At 75.2% G+C, this 19,943-nt stretch carries 14 protein-coding genes; 4 read left to right on the top strand and 10 right to left on the bottom strand.

The window, feature by feature from the left end; genetic code table 11:
• Positions 1-86 precede the first annotated feature (86 nt).
• Complete coding sequence (gene solA / locus KVT14_RS13245) at positions 87-1,265, top strand: N-methyl-L-tryptophan oxidase (protein ID WP_217616094.1); 1,179 nt, start codon at positions 87-89, stop codon at positions 1,263-1,265.
• Between the two features lie 45 nt (positions 1,266-1,310).
• On the opposite strand, the gene KVT14_RS13250 is transcribed toward solA, so the two are convergent.
• Positions 1,311-1,508, bottom strand: a complete 198-nt coding sequence (locus tag KVT14_RS13250; protein ID WP_217616095.1) for a hypothetical protein — start codon at positions 1,506-1,508, stop codon at positions 1,311-1,313.
• 100 nt (positions 1,509-1,608) lie between these two features.
• Positions 1,609-2,175: a dihydrofolate reductase family protein gene (locus KVT14_RS13255; RefSeq protein ID WP_217616096.1), complete on the bottom strand. Its 567-nt coding sequence runs from the start codon at positions 2,173-2,175 to the stop codon at positions 1,609-1,611.
• 107 nt (positions 2,176-2,282) lie between these two features.
• On the opposite strand from KVT14_RS13255, the gene KVT14_RS13260 reads away from it, so the two are divergent.
• Complete coding sequence (locus KVT14_RS13260; RefSeq protein WP_217616097.1) at positions 2,283-4,574, top strand: bifunctional diguanylate cyclase/phosphodiesterase; 2,292 nt, start codon at positions 2,283-2,285, stop codon at positions 4,572-4,574.
• 164 nt (positions 4,575-4,738) lie between these two features.
• Here KVT14_RS13260 and KVT14_RS13265 read toward each other — a convergent pair whose 3' ends face one another.
• The 6 genes from KVT14_RS13265 to KVT14_RS13290 form a co-directional block, all read right to left on the bottom strand.
• Positions 4,739-5,818 carry a hemolysin family protein gene (locus KVT14_RS13265; protein ID WP_217616098.1) on the bottom strand — a complete coding sequence of 360 codons (1,080 nt, stop codon included), beginning with the start codon at positions 5,816-5,818 and terminating at the stop codon, positions 4,739-4,741.
• On the bottom strand, positions 5,815-7,218 hold the full coding sequence (locus tag KVT14_RS13270) for a hemolysin family protein (protein WP_217616099.1): 1,404 nt from the start codon (positions 7,216-7,218) through the stop codon (positions 5,815-5,817). The genes KVT14_RS13265 and KVT14_RS13270 overlap by 4 nt, the downstream gene beginning before the upstream one ends.
• 164 nt (positions 7,219-7,382) lie before the next feature.
• On the bottom strand, positions 7,383-8,366 hold the full coding sequence (locus KVT14_RS13275; protein ID WP_217616100.1) for a glycosyltransferase family A protein: 984 nt from the start codon (positions 8,364-8,366) through the stop codon (positions 7,383-7,385).
• Positions 8,367-8,471: 105 nt separating this feature from the next.
• Entirely contained in the window at positions 8,472-11,060 is a 2,589-nt protein-coding gene (locus KVT14_RS13280; protein ID WP_217616101.1) for a SpoIIE family protein phosphatase, read from the bottom strand.
• 128 nt (positions 11,061-11,188) lie between these two features.
• Positions 11,189-12,526, bottom strand: coding sequence for an oligosaccharide MFS transporter (locus KVT14_RS13285; protein ID WP_308161064.1), 1,338 nt, complete (start codon positions 12,524-12,526; stop codon positions 11,189-11,191).
• Positions 12,523-13,602, bottom strand: coding sequence for a family 43 glycosylhydrolase (locus KVT14_RS13290; protein WP_217616102.1), 1,080 nt, complete (start codon positions 13,600-13,602; stop codon positions 12,523-12,525). The genes KVT14_RS13285 and KVT14_RS13290 overlap by 4 nt, the downstream gene beginning before the upstream one ends.
• A gap of 141 nt (positions 13,603-13,743) precedes the next feature.
• On the opposite strand from KVT14_RS13290, the gene KVT14_RS13295 reads away from it, so the two are divergent.
• Both KVT14_RS13295 and KVT14_RS13300 read left to right on the top strand, forming a co-directional pair.
• Complete coding sequence (locus tag KVT14_RS13295; RefSeq protein ID WP_217616103.1) at positions 13,744-14,961, top strand: AI-2E family transporter; 1,218 nt, start codon at positions 13,744-13,746, stop codon at positions 14,959-14,961.
• 52 nt (positions 14,962-15,013) lie between these two features.
• Positions 15,014-15,199 carry a hypothetical protein gene (locus KVT14_RS13300; RefSeq protein WP_147796360.1) on the top strand — a complete coding sequence of 62 codons (186 nt, stop codon included), beginning with the start codon at positions 15,014-15,016 and terminating at the stop codon, positions 15,197-15,199.
• A 120-nt stretch (positions 15,200-15,319) separates the two neighbouring features.
• Here KVT14_RS13300 and KVT14_RS13305 read toward each other — a convergent pair whose 3' ends face one another.
• Positions 15,320-18,448, bottom strand: a complete 3,129-nt coding sequence (locus tag KVT14_RS13305) for a bifunctional [glutamine synthetase] adenylyltransferase/[glutamine synthetase]-adenylyl-L-tyrosine phosphorylase (protein ID WP_217616104.1) — start codon at positions 18,446-18,448, stop codon at positions 15,320-15,322.
• Positions 18,449-18,578: 130 nt separating this feature from the next.
• Positions 18,579-19,916, bottom strand: coding sequence for a glutamine synthetase family protein (locus tag KVT14_RS13310; RefSeq protein WP_147796358.1), 1,338 nt, complete (start codon positions 19,914-19,916; stop codon positions 18,579-18,581).
• Positions 19,917-19,943 lie beyond the last annotated feature (27 nt).

Raw genomic sequence — 19,943 nt, forward strand, 5'->3', positions numbered from 1 at the left:
GCCGCGCACGGTCGGGGCCCGCAACGTCCGCGCACGCCGTGGTCGCCCGTCGCCCGGCGGGACCGGGGCGGGCTAGCGTGCGGCGCGTGGCACGCACCTACTCGCACGTCGTCATCGGGGCCGGCGCGGTCGGCTCGGCCGCCGCCTACTGGCTCGCCCGCGCGGGCGCGGAGCGGGTGCTGGTCGTCGAGCAGTTCGACCTGGTGAACTCGCTCGGCTCGTCGGGCGACCACTCCCGGATCATCCGGCGGTCCTACCACCGGCCCGAGTACGTGCACCTGACCGACGCGATGTACGCCGCGTGGGACCGGGTCGAGCGCGAGTCGGGCCTGCAGGTGTTCACGCGCACCGGCGGGCTCGACCTCGCCCCGCCCACCGCGGACGGTGCCGACCGCCTCGCCGTGTTCCGGGACGCGATGACCGCGGGCGGGGCGTCCTTCGAGGACCTGTCCACCGCCGACCTGCGCGCCCGCTACCCGCAGTGGCAGGTGCCCGACGGCACCACGGCGCTGCACCAGGCGGACGCGGGGCTGATCGACATCCGCCGCTCGGTCTCCGCGCACACGTCGCTGGCGCTGGCGGCGGGCGTCGAGTTCTGGCCGCACACCCGGGTCACGGGGGTCGACGTCCGGGACGGCGGCGTCACGGTCCGGACCTCGGCGGGCGACGTCGAGGCGGGCGGGCTCGTCGTCGCCGCGGCGTCCTGGCTCGGCGACCTCATGCCGGACCTGGGGCTCGACTTCCGGCTCACGCTGTCCGAGGAGCAGGTCGACTACGTCGCGTCCTCGCGGCTGACCGACTTCACGCCCGACCGGTTCCCCATCTGGGTGTGGCACGGCGACGAGGTCATGTACGGCTTCCCGGTCTACGGCGAGGCCGCGGTCAAGATCGCCCGGGACATGCGCGGGCACTTCGTCACCAGCGAGGGCCGCACGCACCGCGCCGACCCGGCGACCACCGAGCGGTCCCGGGAGTTCCTCGCCCGGCACCTGCCCGCCGCCGCGGGGCCTGCCCTGCGCAGCGCCGTGTGCGTGTACGACATGCCTCCGGACCGGGAGTTCGTGCTGGACACCGTGCCGGGGCACCCGCACGTCGCGGTGTTCAACGGGGCCGGCCACGGCGGGAAGTTCGCGAGCCTGGTCGGGTCCGTGCTGGCGGACCTGGTGACCGCCGGGTCCACGCCGCACGACATCGGGCTGTTCTCGCTGACCCGGCCGGCGATCACCGACCCGGGGTACGCGGCCGACTTCGGCCTGCACGCCTGAGCCCGGGCGCGCCCGAGGTCCGTCCGGCCCCGGGCGCACCGGGGCTCAGGCCGGGCCCGCCCCCGGACCCGCCGTCCCGCCGAGCCCCAGCACGGCCAGACCGCTGCCGTCGCCCTGCTCGAACACCGGCCGGTCGCGCCCGCACCGCGCGCAGACCTCGTACAGCGCCAACGCGCCGCCCTTCTCCGGGTTCCGCCGCACGCGCCAGGCGTGCCGTCCGACGGTGCACCGCAGCGACCGCATCGTCGCCCTCCTCCCCTGGACCGGCGCGACCACGGTCCCGCGGGCGCGACGGTGCCGTCAACCACCCGACCGGGTCACCGGACGTGCGGTCCGCGGCACCTCAGCCCCGGCGCACCGCGTAGCGCAGCCACAGCGTCCCGTTGCCGAACCCGCGCTGCTCCAGCAGCTCCAGGTCGAGCGGCACGCCCTCCGGCCAGAACCGCAGCCCGCCGCCCACCGACACCGGCGCGAGATACGGCTGCACCTCGTCGACGATCCCCGCCCGCAGCGCGTGCGCCGCGAGCGTCGGGCCGTCGACGGTGACGTCGTGGTCGAGCCCCGCGACCCAGGAGCGCACGGCCTCGGGGTCGAACGACCGCTCGACCGTGGTCCGCGCCGTCGTCGGCTCCGCGAGCGTCGAGGAGTAGACGACCTTGTCGGCCGCCTGCCACACCGCGGCGTAGGTCCGGACGAACTCGGGCGGGTCCGGCGACTCCAGCGCCGTCTCCCAGAACGACATGGTCTCGTACATGCGGCGGCCGTACAGGTACGTCCCGACGGACCGCGTCTGCTCCGAGATGAAGTCGTGCAGCGCCGGGTCCAGCGCGCCGCCCCAGTCGCTGCTGCCGGACGCGTCCGCCGCGTAGCCGTCGAGCGAGGTGAACATCGAGTAGATCAGCCGCCCCATCGCCCTACCGTAGGGGCGGCCGCCGCGTGGGCGCCATGGTCTGCGGGGGCGGGTGAAGTCGTGCGCCCCGGCTCGGGTGCCGCCCCCGGACGCCGATGGTGTGGGTGATGCCCTCCTCGATCACCCCGCCGCGACGACGCGTCCTGCCGCCCGGCCCGCTCCTCCTCGGCCCGGCCGCGCTCGTCGCCGCGCTCGCCGTGGTCGAGCACCTGACCGGGGTCGCGGGGCTGACCGCCGCCGGCGGCGCGCTGGCGGCGCTGTCGGCCGGCGTCGTGCTGCGGCAGCAGGTCCAGCTGCGGTCGCTCGAGGAGCGCGGGCTGTGGCGGTGGTGCGGCCGGTCGGTCACGGCCGTCGCCGCGGGCCTGGCGGTGGAGGCGCTCGTCGACCTGACGGTGCGCGGCCCGGCCGCGGCCGACCTGCGCGGGATCGCGCTGACCGTCGGCGGCGTCATCGCCGTGATGTGCGCGCACCAGGGCATGCTCAGCTGGAACAGGTTCCGGACGTCGGCCGTGCACCCGGTGGACTGGATCAACTTCGTCGGCTCGACGCTCGGCGCGCTCGCGCTGCTCGTGTGGGCCGTCGCGGTCGGCGTCCTGCCCGACGACGCGCCGGGCTGGGCCGCCGAGGGCCACCTGGTGCGGGCCGCCGCCCTCGGGGTGCTGGCGGCGATGACGCTCGTCGTCACGGTGCTCGGCGGGCTGCGCGACGACCCGCGCGCGTGGCTGCTGCTGGTCGGCCTCGGGGCGATGGCCGTGGTCGAGCTGGTGCTGCTGCCGTGGCTCCCGGCCGACGGCGCGCCCGCCCTGCCGGTCGTCGTCAGCTGGACCGCGCTCACCCTGGTGACCGCCCGCGCGGGTGCGATCAAGCCGCCGCCGCTGCGCGGGCACTTCGCGTCGACGCTGGTGGTGACGACGTGCGCGATGGTCGCCATCGCCGCCAGCACCGCGGTCCTGGTGCTGGACAGCCTGCGCCCCGCGGGCACCCCGGCCGTGGCGCTGCTCGCCGCCGCCGGGGTCGCGGGCGGCTGCGCGCAGCTGCTCCGGACCGCGAGCGAGCTGGCCGCGCTGGCCGCCACCCGCAAGGAGGCCCGGACCGACCCGCTCACCGGCGTCGCCAACCGCCGGGCGATGCTGGAGGTCGCCGACCGGTTCGCCGCGGCGCGGACCGGGGCGGCGCTGCTGGTCATCGACCTCGACCGGTTCAAGGACGTCAACGACCGGTACGGCCACCCCGCGGGCGACGCCGTGATCCGGACGGTGAGCCGGCGGCTGCAGGCCCGGCTCGACGGGGGCGCGCTGCTCGCCCGGTTCGGCGGCGACGAGTTCGGCGTCGTGCTCGACCACGACGACGTCGAGCGCGCCACGGTGGTCGCGCACGCGCTGCACGAGGCCGTGCGCGAGCCGATCGACGTGACCGGCCGGGTGGTCCGCCTCGACGCGAGCATCGGCGTCGCGAGCACCGCGTTCGGCGACCACCACGACGGCGAGCTGGTCCGCTGGGCCGACACCGCCATGTACGCGGCCAAGCGCGCGGGCGGCGGGGTGCGGGTGTACGACGAGGCGGCCGACGCCCGGGACCGCGACGAGATCGCGCTGGCCGACGAGCTGCGCGCGCTGCTGTCCGCCCCCGACGGCGACGCGCGGCACGGCGTCCTGGAGCTGCACTACCAGCCGCAGCTCGACTGCGCGGACGACCGGGTCGTCGGCATGGAGGCGCTCGTCCGGTGGGCGCACCCGGACCGCGGGCTGCTCCCGCCGGGCGCGTTCATCGACCTCGCGGAGCAGACCGGGTCCATGTTCGCGCTGACCGAGCGGGTGCTGGCCCAGGCGACCCGGACGGCGGCGCGCTGGCAGGCCGAGGGCCGCGACCTGCCGGTGGCCGTCAACCTGTCGACGTCGTGCCTCGGGCACCCGGGGCTGCTGCCCTCGCTGGACGGCGCGCTCGCCGCCGCCGGCCTGCGCCCGGAGGGGCTGGTCGTCGAGATCACCGAGACGACGCTCATGCACGACCCGCGGCACGCCGTCGCCGTGACCCGCGCGATCGCGGACCGCGGCGTCGGGGTCGCGATCGACGACTACGGGTCGGGCTACTCCTCGCTGACCTACCTCAACGAGCTGCCCGCCGGCGAGCTCAAGCTCGACCGGTCGTTCACGATGCGGCTCACGTCGGACGACCGCACCCGCGCGATCGTCTCGGGGACGCTGGAGCTCGCGCACCACCTCGGCCTCCGGCTGATCGCGGAGGGCGTCGAGGACGCCGAGACCGCCGAGGCGCTGCGCGGCATGGGGTGCGACCGCACGCAGGGCTACCTGCACGGCCGGCCGATGCCGCTGGCCGACGCGGACGCGTGGCTGCGCGCCCGGGACGAGGTGGGGCGCTCGGCGGCGGTCGGCGCGTAGCGGCGCGCGCGGGCCGGGGCGCTCGCGCCAGTGGGGTCGCTCGAGGGCCCGGCTGGCCGGCGCGTCGCGCGCCCGGCGCCCCGCGAACTCCACCGATTCTCGCGAGGCCAACCGATGGATCGGGTGGCCTCGCGAGAATCAGGTGGGGATCAGGACCGGGCGGGTCAGCTCGCGCCCGCCCCCGCCCCGGCGCCCGCCGCGGCGCCCGCCGCGGCGCCCGCGCCCGCCGCGGCCGCCGCCTCCGGCGCCGCCAGCGGGAACAGCCGCGCCAGCACGTCCGCCAGCGTCACCACGCCGAGCGTGCGCCCGCCGTCGAGCACCAGCGCCAGGTGCTGCCGCTGCTCCCGCATCTGCGTGAGCGCGCCCGACACCGGCGCGTCGGCCTCCAGCCGCAGCACCGGCCGCGCCAGCGCGCCGACGGGCGCCTCGTCCGGGTGGGCGAGCGTGTCGCGCACGTGCACGACCCCGTCCAGCCGGTCGCCGGCGCCGACGAGCACCCGCAGGTGCCCCGAGCCCTTCGTCGCGGCCCGCACGTCCGCCATGGTGGCGTCCGGCGCGACCGCCGTGGGCGAGCCGCCGGCCCGCACCAGGTCCCGCACGGTCAGGGACTGCAGCTCCAGGGCCCCGGTCAGCTGCCGCGAGTAGGCCGCGTCCAGCGCACCCACGTTGGTCGAGTGCTCGACGAGGTGCCGCAGGTCGTCCGGGTTCTGCCCGGTGGCGACCTGGTCGGCCGGCTCGACGCCGACCCGCCGCAGGCACCAGTTCGCCGCCTCGTTCAGCACGCGGAGCAGCGGCCGGGTGAGCCACATGAACGCGCGCATCGGGGTGGCGAGCAGGATCGCGGACGTCTCGGGGTGCGCGATCGCCCACGACTTGGGCGCCATCTCGCCGACCACCAGGTGCAGGAAGGTGACGATGATGAGCGCCAGGACGAACCCGGCGACGTCCGCGAGCCAGAGCGCGACGCCCCAGCCCTCGAACAGCGGGGTCAGCCAGTGGTGCACCGCGGGCTTGGTCACGGCGCCGAGCGCCAGGGTGCACGCGGTGATGCCGAGCTGGGAACCGGCGAGCAGCACGGTGAGCTCGGTCGAGCTGCGCAGCGCGGCCCGGGCGGACCGGCTGCGCGGCGCGGCCTCCTCGAGGCGGTACCGCTTGGCGGCGAGCGCCGCGAACTCCACGGCGACGAAGAACGCCGACAGGGCGATCAGACCGACGGTCACGATCACCACGACGAGCGGGCTCATCGGTTCTCCTCCTGGTCGCGCTCGACGGCGTCGGCGCGCTCGTCCTCGGTGGGCGGCGGGTCGGCGGGCACGGTGACCCGCACCAGGGCCGGGACGTGCCGCTCGATCTCCAGCACGTCGACCCGCATCCACACGGGGTCCGGCTCGCCCGCGTGCGCGAGCTCGCCCGGGTCGTCCGGCAGCAGCACGACCACGCTGGTCCCGGCCGGGGGCAGCGAGCCGTGCGCGGCGATCACGAGGCCGCCGATGGTCTCCCAGTCGCCCGAGGGCAGGTCGCGCCCGACGGCCCGCTCCACCTCGTCGACGTGGACGTCGCCGGCCATGGTCCAGGCGCCGTCGTCCTCCGCGAGGGTCGGCGCGTGCACGCCGGTGTCGTGCTCGTCGGTGATCTCGCCGACCAGCTCCTCCGCCAGGTCCTCGAAGGTCAGCACGCCGGCGAAGCCGCCGTACTCGTCCAGCACGCACGCGAGCTGGTTGCGCCCGGCCGCGAGCTGCCGCAGCGCGTCGGGCAGCGCCATCGACGTGGGCATGAGCGCGGGCGTCCGCATGAGCCGCTCGACGGGCTCGCCGGGGTCGGTGGCGACCAGCACGTCCTGCAGGTGCACGACGCCCAGCACCTCGTCGTCCGCGGACAGCACCGGGTACCGGGAGTGCCCGCTGGCCATCTGCTCCCGCACGTCCGCGACGGTGGCGCCGGCGCGCACGACGTCGACCCGCGACCGCGGGATCATCGCGTGCTCCACGTCCTGCTCCGGGAAGTCCAGGATCCGGTCCAGCAGGACGGACAGCTCGCGCGGCAGGTCCCCGGACTCGGCGGACTCGGCGACGATGTGCTCGAGGTCGCGCGCGGTCGCGGAGTGCTCCACGTCGTGCACGGGCTCGATCCGCAGCAGCCGCAGCAGAGCGTTCGACGCGGAGTCGAACACCCGGATCAGCCAGCCGAACACGGTGAGGTACGCGGTCGTCGACCCGGCCAGCCGCACCGCGACCGGCTCGGGGCGGGCGATCGCGAGGTTCTTCGGGAACAGCTCGCCGAACAGCATCTGCACGAGCGTCGACAGCAGCAGCGCGAACACCGTGCCGACGGCCACGCCGACGGCCGTGGGCACGCCGACGCCACCCAGGGCCTCGCCGAGCGCGTCGCCGATCAGCGGCTCCGCCACGTACCCGACCAGCAGGCCGGTCACGGTGATGCCGAGCTGGGCGCCCGACAGCATGAACGAGGTGCGCCGGGTCACGGACAGCGCGCGGCGCGCCCCGGCGTCACCGTCGGCGGCGCGGGCGTTCAGACGCGACCGGTCGACGGCCATGTACGCGAACTCCTGCGCGACGAAGTACCCGGTCGCGGCGGTGATCGCCAGCACGACGAGCACGCCCAGGAGCAGGGACAGCACCCACATCAGATCTCACCCCCCGTCGCCGTCTCGCACGGGCGCAGGGGGTCGGTACTACTGTCGCCGTCCATCTCTCTCCAGGTCGGGGGCACGATCGACAGCCTCAACGCGCCGGGTGCCGTGCGGGTTCCCGCGTTCCGGGACCAATGTCCCGCGGCCGCGTCGGCGGGTCAGACCCAGTACCCCGACGACGCCGAGTAGGCCCCCTGGTACTGCCCGCGCCGCAGCCGGATGGCGTTCCGCTTCACGTCGTACGCCAGCAGCCGCCACTGCGGCACCGTCCAGCGCCGGGCGACGGAGGCGAGCGCCCGCGCGCGGTCGACGAGCGGCAGCGGGGCCACCAGCGGCTCGGCCATCATCCGGTAGGCCAGGTACCACTGCGGGAACGCCACCGGCCGGCGGAAGCCCGGGTCGTAGCTGCGCACCTGGACGATCGGGTCCGCGCCGACGGCCTTGCTGTTCTGGTTGTCGTGCCGCCGGCACCGGAACAGCGGCTCCGGCACCACGACCCACTCGGCCCGCAGCGCCGACCGGATGCCGAGCACGATGTCCCCGCCGAAGAACCGCGGGTGCCCGCCCATCGCCCGCAGCGCGTCGGTGCGGAGCACCCCGCCCCAGGCGATCGCCTGCCAGGACTGGCGGCGCAGCAGCTGGTCGACCCGCGCCGCGGGCGCCAGGCCGAGGTACTGCAGGTCCTCGTCGTCCATCGAGCCGACGACGTCGCCCGCGGCGTCCACGAGCGTCACCCGCGGGAACGCGATCTCGGCCTCGGGGTGCGCGAGCAGCGCCTCCCGGCAGCGGACCAGGTGCTGCGGCTCCACCACGTCGTCGGCGGCGTTCCAGAGGAACAGCGGCGCGCGGGCCAGGTCGAGCACCCGGTTGAAGTTCCACGGCACGCCCCGGTTCTGCTCGGAGCGCACGTACCGGAACCGCGGGTCGGCCTCGGCGAACGCGCGGGCGATCTTGCCGGTCTCGTCGGTCGAGCCGTTGTCGGAGACGATCACCTCGATGTCGCGCAGGTCCTGGTCCCGCAGGGCGGTCAGGGCCTCCTGGAGGTAGAGGTCGCCGTTGTAGACCGGCACGCCGACGCTGACCAGCGGCGCAGGGCGGTCGTCGGCCGGCCGCGCGGGCACGGCGTCCTCGGGCAGCTGCACGGGCGGGCCTCCTCTGACGCACCCGGGCCGACGGCGCTGCCTGCCCGACATGTGGCATTTGCCCGGGATGCTACGCCGGGTTCACCCGATTGCGCGCGCGATTCCTCACCCTTTCGTGCCGGCGCCGTCCTGCAGCCCCAGGTGCACGACCAGCAGCGCGATGTCGTCGTCGGGGGCGTCCCCCGCCGCGCCGCGCGCGAGCACCGCGTCCGCGAGGAACCCGGCGTCCAGCGTCGCCGCGCCGGTGGCCCGGGCCTGCGCCTCGGGCGCCAGCTCCGCGACGAGCTCGGCCAGGGCGTCGATCCCCTCCTGCAGGTGCGCCCCGCGCCGCTCCACCAGGCCGTCGGTGTAGAGCAGCACCGTCGAGCCGCGCGGGAGCTCCACCACCGAGTCCGTGCGGGCGTTGCCCGGCGACACCCCGAGCACGAGCTCCGGGCGCGGCGCGCGCAGCTCCCGCACGGTGCCGTCCGGGGCCACCAGCAGGGGCGGCAGGTGTCCCGCGTTGGTCCACCGGAACCGGGTCGTGCCCGCGGCGCGCTCCTCGGGGGTCTGCTCCAGGCGCCCCACGACCGCGGTCGCCATCGCGTCGACCTGCAGCGTGTCGAGCGCCGCGTCGAGGGCGCGCAGCACCTCCGCCGGGGTGCCGCCGGTGGTCGCCGCGATGCCGCGCAGCAGGGTGCGGACCTGGCTCATCACGGCCGCCGCGTGCCGGTCGTGGCCCATGACGTCGCCGATCACCACGACCGTCGACCCCTGCGGCTGCAGGAAGGCGTCGTACCAGTCGCCGCCGACCTGGGCGGCGCGGGCGGCCGGCACGTACCGGACGGCGACCTCCAGGTCGTCGGGCTGGGCGGGCGCGGACAGCAGCGCGCGCTGCAGGGTCTCGGCCATCCGGCGCTGGCCCTCGTACAGCCGGGCGTTGTCGAGCGCGAGCCCCGCCCGGTCGGCGACCTGCACCAGCAGCGCGAGGTCCTCGTCGGAGAGGTCGGGGTGCCCGTCGTCGAGGAACAGCGAGATCGCGCCGACCGTGCGGCCGCGCGCCCGCATCGGCAGGGCGTACCCGGTGCGCGGCGCCAGGGCGGCGAACACCTCCCGCGCCTCGCCGGTGAGCAGCGGCAGCACGGCCGCGGTCGCGTCCGTGATCACGACGGGCTCGCCCGAGCGCAGCGCGCGGTGCAGGAACGAGGTCGGCGACAGCGAGGCGAGCCGGAGCTGGGTGTAGCGCGCCACCGCCCGCCGGCGCGCGGGATCCGCGTGGTAGCCCGCGATGTCCCGGAGGTGCCGGCCCTCGTCCCACAGCGTCACCAGGGCCCAGGAGCCGAAGTGCCGCACCACGTGCCGCGCGAGCCGCCCGACGGCGTACTCGGTGTCGAGCGTCGCGCTCAGGTCCTCGCTGACGGTCGCGAGCAGCGCGAGCCGGCTCGTCGCCGCGTCGGCCTCGGCGAGCGCGGCGGTCCACCGCTCCTCGAGCCGGCGCCGCTCGGTGATGTCGTGGAAGTAGACGGACAGCCCGTCGGGACCCGGGTGCGCCCGCACCTCGTACCAGCCGTCGAGCGGCGGCGGGTAGTACGCCTCGAACGACCGCGCGGCCCCGGACTCGACCGCGCCGCGGTAGTGCTCCTCGAACGCCGAGCCGACCGACAGGGGGAACAGGTCCCAGATCACCCCGCCGAGGAGCTCACCCCGGGTGCGGCCCAGCACGCGCTCCGCCTCCGAGTTCACGTACGAGAACCGCCACGCGTCGTCGAGCAGGAAGAACGCGGTCTGCATCGTCTCGAGCACCCGCGCGATCCGGGCGTCGGCCTCGCGCTCGGTGGTCGTGTCGTAGGCCGCGCCGAGCACCCGGACCGCGGTGCCGTCCGGTCCCGGCAGCGCCATGCCCTTCGCCTTGACCCACCGGACGGCGCCGGACGGGTGCACCACGCGGTACTCGGCCGTGTACTGCGCGACCCGGTCGATCGCGTCCTGCAGCGCCGCCGCGACCCGCGCGCGGTCGTCGGGGTGCAGGCAGGCGTCGAACGCCTCGATGGTGCCGCCGAACGTCCCCGGCTCCAGGCCGAAGATCGCGTGCAGCTCGTCGTCCCAGGCGAGCGCGCCGGAGACGAGGTCCCAGTCGAAGCTGCCGACCTCCCCCGCGGTCACCGCGAGCTGCCAGCGCACCCGGTCGGCCTCGTACTCGACGGCGAGCGCCGACAGCTCGAGCTCCGCGACGGCCGAGGCGGCCAGGTCGGTGAGCACCAGGACGTCGTCCGTCGACCACGCCCGCACCTGGGCGTCGTACACGCACAGCGCGCCGACGACGTGACCGTCCTTGCCGACCAGCGGGACGCCCAGGTACGCGCGCACCCGCCCGTCGGCGACGACGTCCAGGTCGCGCAGCCGGTCGTCCGCGCGCGCGTCCGCGACCACCAGCGGCTCGCCGAGCGAGGCGGTCACCGCGCACACCTGGTCCTGCAGCGGGCTCCGCAGACCGGTCGCGCCGACGACGGGCCCGGCCTCCGGCGGGGCGGGCGTGCCGTCGCCGGCCGTCGGGACGTCGGCGAGCAGGGAGACCTGCGACGACGGGGCGGCGAGCAGGCGGGACGCGAGCTGGGCGAGGCGCTCCAGCGCGGGGTTGCCGACCGACGCCAGCAGCCGCTGCACGGCGGCCCGCGACGACGGCTCCGCCGGGCGCTCCTCGGGATGGTCGGGCACAGGTCCCTCCCTCTGTCGCGGCCTGGCTGCAGCATAGGCGAGCCGGGTGGTGCCGCAGGCGCGATCGGCGCCCGGCACGGCGACGGGGGCGGCGCGCCGTCGCCGACGCACCGCCCCCGTCGGCCGGCTCAGGACGACGCGAGCACGTGCGTCGGCGCGCCGCCGTCCGCCCGGTCGGTCGGCTCCCCCGGCGCGACACGGTCCCGGTCGTCGGCCATGAGGAACCGCGCCACCAGCGTCACGGCCAGGATGACGCCGGCCATCACCAGGTACGAGTGCGCGAAGCCGATCGCCGCGTACGAGGCGCCGAACACCGACGCGAAGATCGCGATGCCGATCTGCTTCGCGAAGTTGAAGCCCAGCATGTAGGCCGTCGCGGAGATCCGGACGTCGAACATCCGGGTGATGTACTTCATCACCGACACGAGCAGGAACGGCATCTCGATCGCGGCCAGCAGGCGCCAGGCGATCAGCAGCCACTCGTGCGTGAAGAGTGCGGAGCCCAGGACTCGCACGAGCAGGATCGCCGCGAACACCATGAGGCCCTTGCGGGCACCGATCTTGTTGACGATGAACGGCGCGGCGACCATGAACGCCGCCTCGGCGAAGATCTGCACCGCCACGACACGCGAGAACAGCACCTCCGGGTCGCCGCTGGCGACGAACGTGGCGAAGTAGTTCGGGAACTGCTGGTCGAACACGTCGTACAGCGCGGCGGTGCCGAACATCAGCACGACGAAGCCGAGGAAGTTCCGGTCGCGGAGCAGCGCGAGCACGGTCTCCTTCGAGACCTTCGTGCCGCCCGACCCGGCGTCTGCCTCGGCGCCGGCGGCCGCGGCCGCCCCGTCGCCCCGCGGCACCCGCGCGACGAACAGCAGCGTGCCCAGCACGATCGCCGACACCGAGCTGGCCCACCAGATGCTGTCCGGGTTCGCGGCCCAGATGAACCCGCCGACCAGCGCCGCGGTGCCGCCCGCGAGCGAGCCGAACAGCCGGGCGTGGCCGTACTCGTAGCCGTTGGCGCGGCTGGCCCGCTCGCTGAACGCCTCCACGACGCCGACGCCCGAGTTCAGGCACAGGCTGAGGAACACGCCCCCGACGACCGCGGCCAGGTACTCGTTCACGCCGATCAGCGGCTGGAACACGAACACGAAGAACGGGCCCGTGAACGCCGCGCACAGCACGACGAACGCGAACAGGTACTTCTTGAAGCCGAGCCGGTCCTGCAGGAACCCGTAGACGGGCTGCAGGGCGAGCGCCGTGATCGCGGAGACGGTGCTGACGACGCCGATGGCGCCGGTGCCCATGCCCTCGCGCGCCAGCCACAGCGGCAGGAACGTGAACGCGAGCTGCCAGATGGCGAAGTAGAAGAAGAACAGCCCGCCGTAGTTCCAGAACACGCCCCTGGAGAGCGACTCCAGGGCGCTCGGGCGCTGCTCGGCGGCGGGGGTGGTGCTGGTGGTCACTGCGGGTCTCCGGCGGGGCTGAGGACCTCGGTCGAGGTCGGGGTGGGGCGGGTGTCGGGCACGGGGGTGCCCCACAGCGGGTTGCCGTGGTCGTCGAACGGCAGGACCTGGGCGCGGGCGTGCCGGTTGGGGTCCTGCAGCGGGTCGCCGACGATCTCGGTATAGGTGCGGGCGTGGTAGACCAGCACCGGCGTGCCGTCGGGCAGCTCGGTGAACGAGTTGTGCCCCGGCCCGTACTGGCCCGCCGCCGGGTCCGAGACGAACACCGGGGCGGGGCTCTTGGTCCACGACGCCGGGTCCAGCAGGTCCGACCCGAGGTCCGCGGTCAGCACGCCCATCGCGTAGTCGATGCCGGTCGCCGCGCCGGAGTACGTGAGGAACACCCGGCCCCCGCGGACCAGGACCGAGGGGCCCTCGTTGACCCAGAACCCCTTGACCTCCCAGTCGAACTCCGGGCGGGACAGCTCCACGGCCGGCCCGGCCAGGGTCCAGGGGTTCGCCATCGGCGCGATGTACAGGTTGGAGTGCCCGCGCACGTCGAACGCCTGCTGCGCCCAGATCAGGTACTGCGTCCCGTCGATCACCGCGGACGTGGCGTCCAGGGCGAACGACTCCCACCCCGTGTCGACCTGCCCCCGCTCGACCCACTCGCCCTCGAACGGGTCGGCGGCCGTGTTCTCCAGCACGTACACCCGGTGGTTGAACGTCTCGGCGGTCCCGGGCACGTCGACCGTGCCGTGGTCGTCCGGCGCCGCCGCGTAGTACACGTACCAGGCGCCCCCGACCCGGTGGATCTCCGGCGCCCAGATCAGGTGCGACTGCGGACCGGACGCGTGCCGGGTCCAGATCGTCACCTCCTCGGCCGCCTGCAGGTCCTCCAGCCGCTCCGCACGCCGCAGCACGATCCGGTCGTACAACGGGTGCGACCCCGTGAAGTAGTACTGCCCCTCGTGCCGCAGCACGCACGGGTCCGCCCGCTGCAGCACGATCGGGTTCACGCCCACGCCGGCGCCGACGTCCGTCACTGTCGTCTCCTCGTCGAGAGCGCCGGGCTCGTTCCCGGCGGACTTCTCCATCGTTGTATGTTAACGCTCACACAGGCTACGCCCCGCTGTCCAGCCGACGGCCGGGACGCTCGTCCCGGCGCGTCCCGGACCCGGGCACCGCCCGCCGGTAGCCTGTCCGGCGCACCGTCCGCCGACCACCCGGAGCCCCGCATGCCCGCGCCCGACCCCGCCCCGCGCCCGGCACCCGCCGCCGGCGGCGCCCGGTTCACCCCGGGCGCCCGCGACTCGCGGATCCCGCCGCGGTGGCTCCCCCGCGCGCTCGCCATGGCCGTGGCCGCCGCGTTCGCGGGCATCCTCATCTGGCGCGCCGCCTCGATGCTCGGCAACGTCATCACGATCATCGTGATCTCGTGGTTCGTCGCCCTGGCGATGGAGCCGATGATCCTCTGGCTCGGCCGGCACGGCGTGAAGCGCCCGCTCGCCACCGGCATCACGATGATCGGCGCGCTGGTGCTCGGCATCGCGGTGCTCGGCCTGCTGGGCGGGCTGTTCGTCAACCAGCTCGTCGACCTCGTGCAGTCGATCCCGGGCTACTACGCGGACCTGCGCGAGATGGCGGCCGACCGGTTCGACGTCCACCTCCCCCGCACCGACGAGCTGCTCAGCAACGCCGGCGACTACGTCGGCAGCATCGCGCCGGGCGTCATCGGCGTCGGCACCTCGATCGCCGGCGGGCTGTTCACCGCCACCGCCGTGCTGCTGGTCGTCTACTACATGGCGAGCGCCGGCCCGAAGTTCCGCGCGGCCGTCTGCCGCTACCTCGCCCCGCACCGGCAGCGCGAGGTGCTGCGGCTCTGGGAGGTGTCGCAGGACAAGGTCGCCGGGTTCATCAACTCCCGGCTCGTGCTCGCCGCCATCTCCACGGTCGCGACCTGGGCCTTCCTGGCGCTCATCCAGATCCCGTACGCGCTGCCGCTCGCCGTGTTCACCGGCCTGGTCTCGCAGTTCATCCCGACCGTCGGCACCTACATCGGCGGCGCGCTGCCGGTGCTCGTCGCGCTGACCGTGTCGCCCCTGCGGGCCCTGGCGGTCCTGGCGTTCATCATCGGGTACCAGCAGATCGAGAATCTGGTGCTCACCCCCAAGGTGTCCCAGCGGTCGCTCGCGCTGAACCCGGCCGTCGCGTTCCTGTCGGTGATCGCCGCCGGGGCCGTGTTCGGGGCGCTCGGGGCGTTCCTCGCGCTGCCGGTCGTCGCGACCATCCAGGCCGTGCTGTCGACGTACCTGCGCCGGCACGAGCTCGTCGACCCGTCGCTGCTCCAGGAGGAGAACGTCGGCCGGCGCAAGGAGGGGGACCGCGCGGACGCCGACGTCCCCGGCGAGGGCGAGCTGCGTCCCCCGGTCGCGTCCCCCGGCGACCCGGCCTAGCGTCGGGCGCACCGGCGCCGCGAGGGCGTCGGACCCGACCCGAGGAGGACGCGTGACCGACTCGACCGACGACTGGATCCCGGACACCCCCGGCGAGGACCCCGACGCACCGGACGCCGAGCCCGAGCGGGACCTCGGCGGCGTGGACCGCGGCGACGACGTGGCGCAGGACCTGGAGGAGAACCTCGAGGACGGCGCGCTGACGGCGAGCCCGGACCCCCTCGACCCCCCGGACTGAGCGTCCCTCGCCTTGCGGACCCGCACGACCCGCACGAGCCTGCGAGTGGATCCTTCCGCACCAACACGCCGGCGCGTGTCGGTGCGGAAGGATCCATTCGTGCGTCAGCGGCCCGGGCCCTCAGGCGTAGAAGACGTCCTCGACCGCCTGGCGGGAGCGGCGCGACGCCCGCAGCCACGCGTCCTCCAGGTCCTGGCCCGAGCCGGACGGGTAGCCCAGCACCGCGGCCAGCCCGGTCAGCACCTGGCGGTCGTGCGGCAGGACGTCCGCGGTGCCCCCGGTCCGGCCGGTCCACAGCACCAGCGCGTCCCGGAGCCGCGACGCCAGGTCCCAGGCCTCGGCCAGCACCGCCGCGTCGTCCTCGGACACCAGCCCGGCGTCCCGGGCCGCGGCCAGCGCGTCGAGCGTCGACGTCGTGCGCAGGCCGGGCACCTCGTGCGCGTGCCGGAGCTGCAGCAGCTGCGCGGTCCACTCGACGTCGGCGATGCCGCCGCGCCCGAGCTTGAGGTGCCGCGTCGGGTCGACGCCGCGCGGCAGCCGCTCCGACTCCACCCGGGCCTTGATCCGCCGCACCTCGCGCACGCCCGCGGCGTCCAGCCCGCCCGCGGGGTACCGCAGGGGGTCCGCCAGCGCGACGAACCGCTCCCCCAGCGCCGCGTCCCCCGCCACCGGCCGGGCCCGGAGCAGCGCCTGGCTCTCCCAGACCAGCGACCAGCGGGCGTAGTACTCGGCGTACGCGTCGAACGAGCGCACCAGCGGGCCGTTGCGGCCCTCCGGGCGCAGGTCGGCGTCCACCTCCAGGGCGGGCTCCGGGCCGACCGCGCCGAGCAGCGCGCGCAGCCGGGTGGCGACACCGGTGGCGAACTCCTGCGCCAGCACGCCGTCGACCGCGCCGTCCGCCCCGCGCACCGGGTCGTGCACGAACAGCACGTCGGCGTCCGACGTGTAGCCCATCTCGCGTCCGCCGAGCCGCCCCATCGCGACGACCAGCAGGTCCGTCGGGTCGGCGGCCAGCCCGCGGGCCGCGCGCTCCTCCCACGCCGCCACCCGCAGCGCGCCCGCCAGCAGCACGTCGGCGGTCGCGGTCAGGCTGCGGGACGCCCGGGTGCCCGTCACGACGCCGAGCACGTCGGCGACCGCGGTGCGCGCGAGCTCCCGGCGGCGCAGCGCGCGCAGGGCGGTCGCCGCGGGCACGGGCTCGGTGGCCCGGGTGAGGATCGCGTCCGCCTCGGCGGCGAGCCGGTCCTGGCTGCGCGGCTCCAGCTCGGCGTCGTCGTCCAGCCACGCCACCGACTCGGGCGACCGGGCGAGCGCGTCCGCGACGTACCGGGACGTCGACAGCGCGCGGGCCAGCCGCTCGGCGGCGGTGCCGGAGTCCCGGAGCATCTTGAGGTACCAGTGCGTGCCGCCGAGCGTCTCGGACAGCCGGCGGAACGCGAGCAGCCCACCGTCGGGGTCGGGCCCGTCCGCGAACCAGCCGATCATCACCGGCAGCAGCTGCCGCTGGATCGCCGACCGCCGGGTGACGCCCTCGGTCAGCGCCGCGATGTGCCGGACGGCGCCGGCCGGGTCGCGGTAGCCGACCGCCGCGAGCCGCTCCCGCGCGGCCTCGGGCGCGAGGCTGACCTCCTCGGTGGACAGCTGCGCGGTCGCCGGCAGCAGCGGCCGGTAGAACAGCGCCTCGTGCAGGTCGCGCACCTCGCGCCGCACCTGCCGCCAGCGCTCGAGCAGCCCCTCGGCGCCCTCGGCGCGCATGCCGAGCGACCGGGCGAGCCGGCGCAGGTCGGCCTCGGCCGTCGGCATGAGATGGGTGCGACGCAGCCGGTGCAGCTGGATCCGGTGCTCGATCGCCCGCAGGAACCGGTAGCAGACCGCGAGCTGCCCGGCGTGCTCGCGCCCGACGTACCCGGCGGCCGACAGCGCGGCCAGGGCGGTCAGCGTGTTGCCGCTGCGGATCTCCGGGTCGGCGCGGCCGTGCACGAGCTGCAGCAGCTGGACGGTGAACTCCACGTCGCGCAGCCCGCCGACCCCGAGCTTGATCTGCCGCTCGGCCTCCGCGGCGGGCACGTTCCGCTCGACCCGGCGGCGCATGGCCTGCGAGTCGGCGACGAAGTTCTCCCGGCGGACCGCCTGCCACACCATCGGGTTGGTCGCCTCGACGTACGCGCGGCCGAGCTCCGGGTCGCCGGCGAGCGGCCGGGCCTTGAGCAGCGCCTGGAACTCCCAGGTCTTCGCCCAGCGCTCGTAGTACGACCGGTGCGAGTCGAGCGTGCGGACCAGCGGGCCGTCCTTGCCCTCCGGGCGCAGCGCGGCGTCGACCGGCCACAGCGCCGGCTCGCCGGACGGCGCGGCGCACGCCCGGGCCAGCGCGGTCGCGAGCCGGGTCCCGGCGGCCAGCGCCTCCGCCTCGTCGGCCCCCTCGACCGGCTCGGCGACGTAGACCACGTCCACGTCGCTCACGTAGTTGAGCTCGCGGCCGCCGGTCTTGCCCATGCCGATGACGGCGAGCCGCACCGAGGCGCCGTGGTCGTCGAGCTCGGCGCGGGCCAGCGCCAGCGAGGCCTCCAGCGCCGCGGCGGCCAGATCGGCGAGCGCGGCGGCGACGCCCGGCAGCCGGGTCAGCGGCTCGCCGGACGTGAGGTCGGTGGCGGCGATCCGCAGCAGCCGGCGCCGGTACGCGCGGCGCATGGCGTCGACGCCGTCGGGCCCGGTCACGCCCGCCACCGCGACCGCCGCCCCGGGGTCCGCGCCGACCGCCGCCAGCAGCTCCGCGCGCACCTCCCCGACCGGCACGCCGGTGCCCGGGGCGTCGTCCAGCACGACGTCCAGGTGCTCGGGGTGCGCGCTCAGGTCGTCGCCCAGCGCGACGGACGCCCCGACGACGGCGAGCAGCCGGTCCCGCGCCGGGCTGTCCTCGGCCAGCGCCGCGGCCAGCCGGTCGCGGCGCTCGGCGTCGGGCTCCACGGCGCCGGCGATCTTCGCGAGCGACAGCAGCGCCTGGTCGGGGTCGGCGGACTCGGCGAGCGCGGGGACGAGCGCCTCGGACGCGAGCGGCGCGGCGCCCGGAAGGCCGTCGGGGCCGGGTGCGGCGCGCGGCGCCTCCTCGTCCGGGACGGCGTCCGCGCCGCCCACCAGCCGCAGCAGCGCGGCGTCGGCCAGCAGCCGCTCCGCGCGCGCGACGTCCGCGAACCCCGCGCGGGTCAGCCGACCCGCGAGCGTGCTGCCCCGACCGACCGACGTGCTGCTCACGCCCCCACGCTACCGACCGCCGCGCGACCTGCGCCTCCGCATCCGGAAACGCCGAGATGGCAACTCTCGGCTGCGTCACCGCGGGGGCGCACAGCCGGGAGTTGCCATCTCGGCGAGATCAGCACCCGGGTCAGAGCATCGGGAGGAAGCGGCGCAGCTCGTAGGGCGTGACCTGCGAGCGGTACTCCTCCCACTCGCGCTTCTTGTTCTTCAGCACGAAGTCGAAGACGTGCTCGCCCAGCGTCTCGGCGACCAGCTCGGACCGCTCCATGACGGCGATGGCGTTCTCCAGCGTGGCCGGCAGCGGCTCGATGCCCAGCGCGCGGCGCTCGGCGTCGGTCAGCTCCCACACGTCGTCGTCGGCGCCCTCGGGCAGCTCGTAGCCCTCCTCGACGCCCTTGAGGCCCGCGGCCAGCAGCACCGCGAACGCCAGGTACGGGTTGGTGGCCGAGTCGACCGCGCGGTACTCGATGCGCGCCGAGTTGGACTTGCCCGGCTTGTACATCGGCACCCGGACCAGCGCGGACCGGTTGTTGTGGCCCCAGCAGATGTACGACGGCGCCTCGGCGCCGCCCCACAGCCGCTTGTACGAGTTCGTGAACTGGTTGGTCACCGCGGTGATCTCGGCGGCGTGCTTGAGCAGGCCCGCGATGAACGACCGCGCCGTCTTCGACAGCTCCAGGTGGCCGCCCGGCTCGTGGAACGCGTTCCGGTCGCCCTCGAACAGCGACAGGTGGGTGTGCATGCCCGAGCCCGGCTGGTCGGCCAGCGGCTTCGGCATGAAGGACGCGAACACGCCCTGCTCCAGCGCGACCTCCTTGACCACGGTGCGGAACGTCATGATGTTGTCCGCGGTGGTCAGGGCGTCGGCGTACCGCAGGTCGATCTCGTTCTGGCCCGGGCCGGCCTCGTGGTGGGAGAACTCCACCGAGATGCCCATGGACTCCAGCATCGTGATCGCGGCGCGCCGGAAGTCGTGCGCGGTGCCGCGCGGCACGTGGTCGAAGTAGCCGCCCTGGTCCACGGGGACCAGCGGCTGCGTCGGGTCGGCCGGGGCGTCGAACAGGTAGAACTCGACCTCGGGGTGCGTGTAGAAGGTGAAGCCCTTCTCGCTCGCCCGGGCCAGCGCGCGCTTGAGCACGTTGCGGCTGTCCGCCAGCGACGGCTCGCCCTCGGGGGTGAGGATGTCGCAGAACATGCGCGCGGTGCCGTGCCGCTCCCCGCGCCAGGGCAGCACCTGGAACGTCGTCGGGTCGGGCTTGGCGATCATGTCCGCCTCGTACACCCGGGTCAGGCCCTCGATCGAGGAGCCGTCGAACCCGATGCCCTCCGAGAAGGCCGCCTCGAGCTCGGCCGGCGCGACGGCGACGGACTTCAGCGTCCCCAGCACGTCGGTGAACCAGAGCCGGATGAAACGGATGTCGCGCTCCTCCACGGTGCGGAGGACGAACTCCTGCTGCCTGTCCATGGGGGACATCCTGCCTGATCCGTGTGT

It is taken from the genome of Cellulomonas sp. GbtcB1 (assembly GCF_019091725.1).
GTDB lineage: Bacteria > Actinomycetota > Actinomycetes > Actinomycetales > Cellulomonadaceae > Cellulomonas.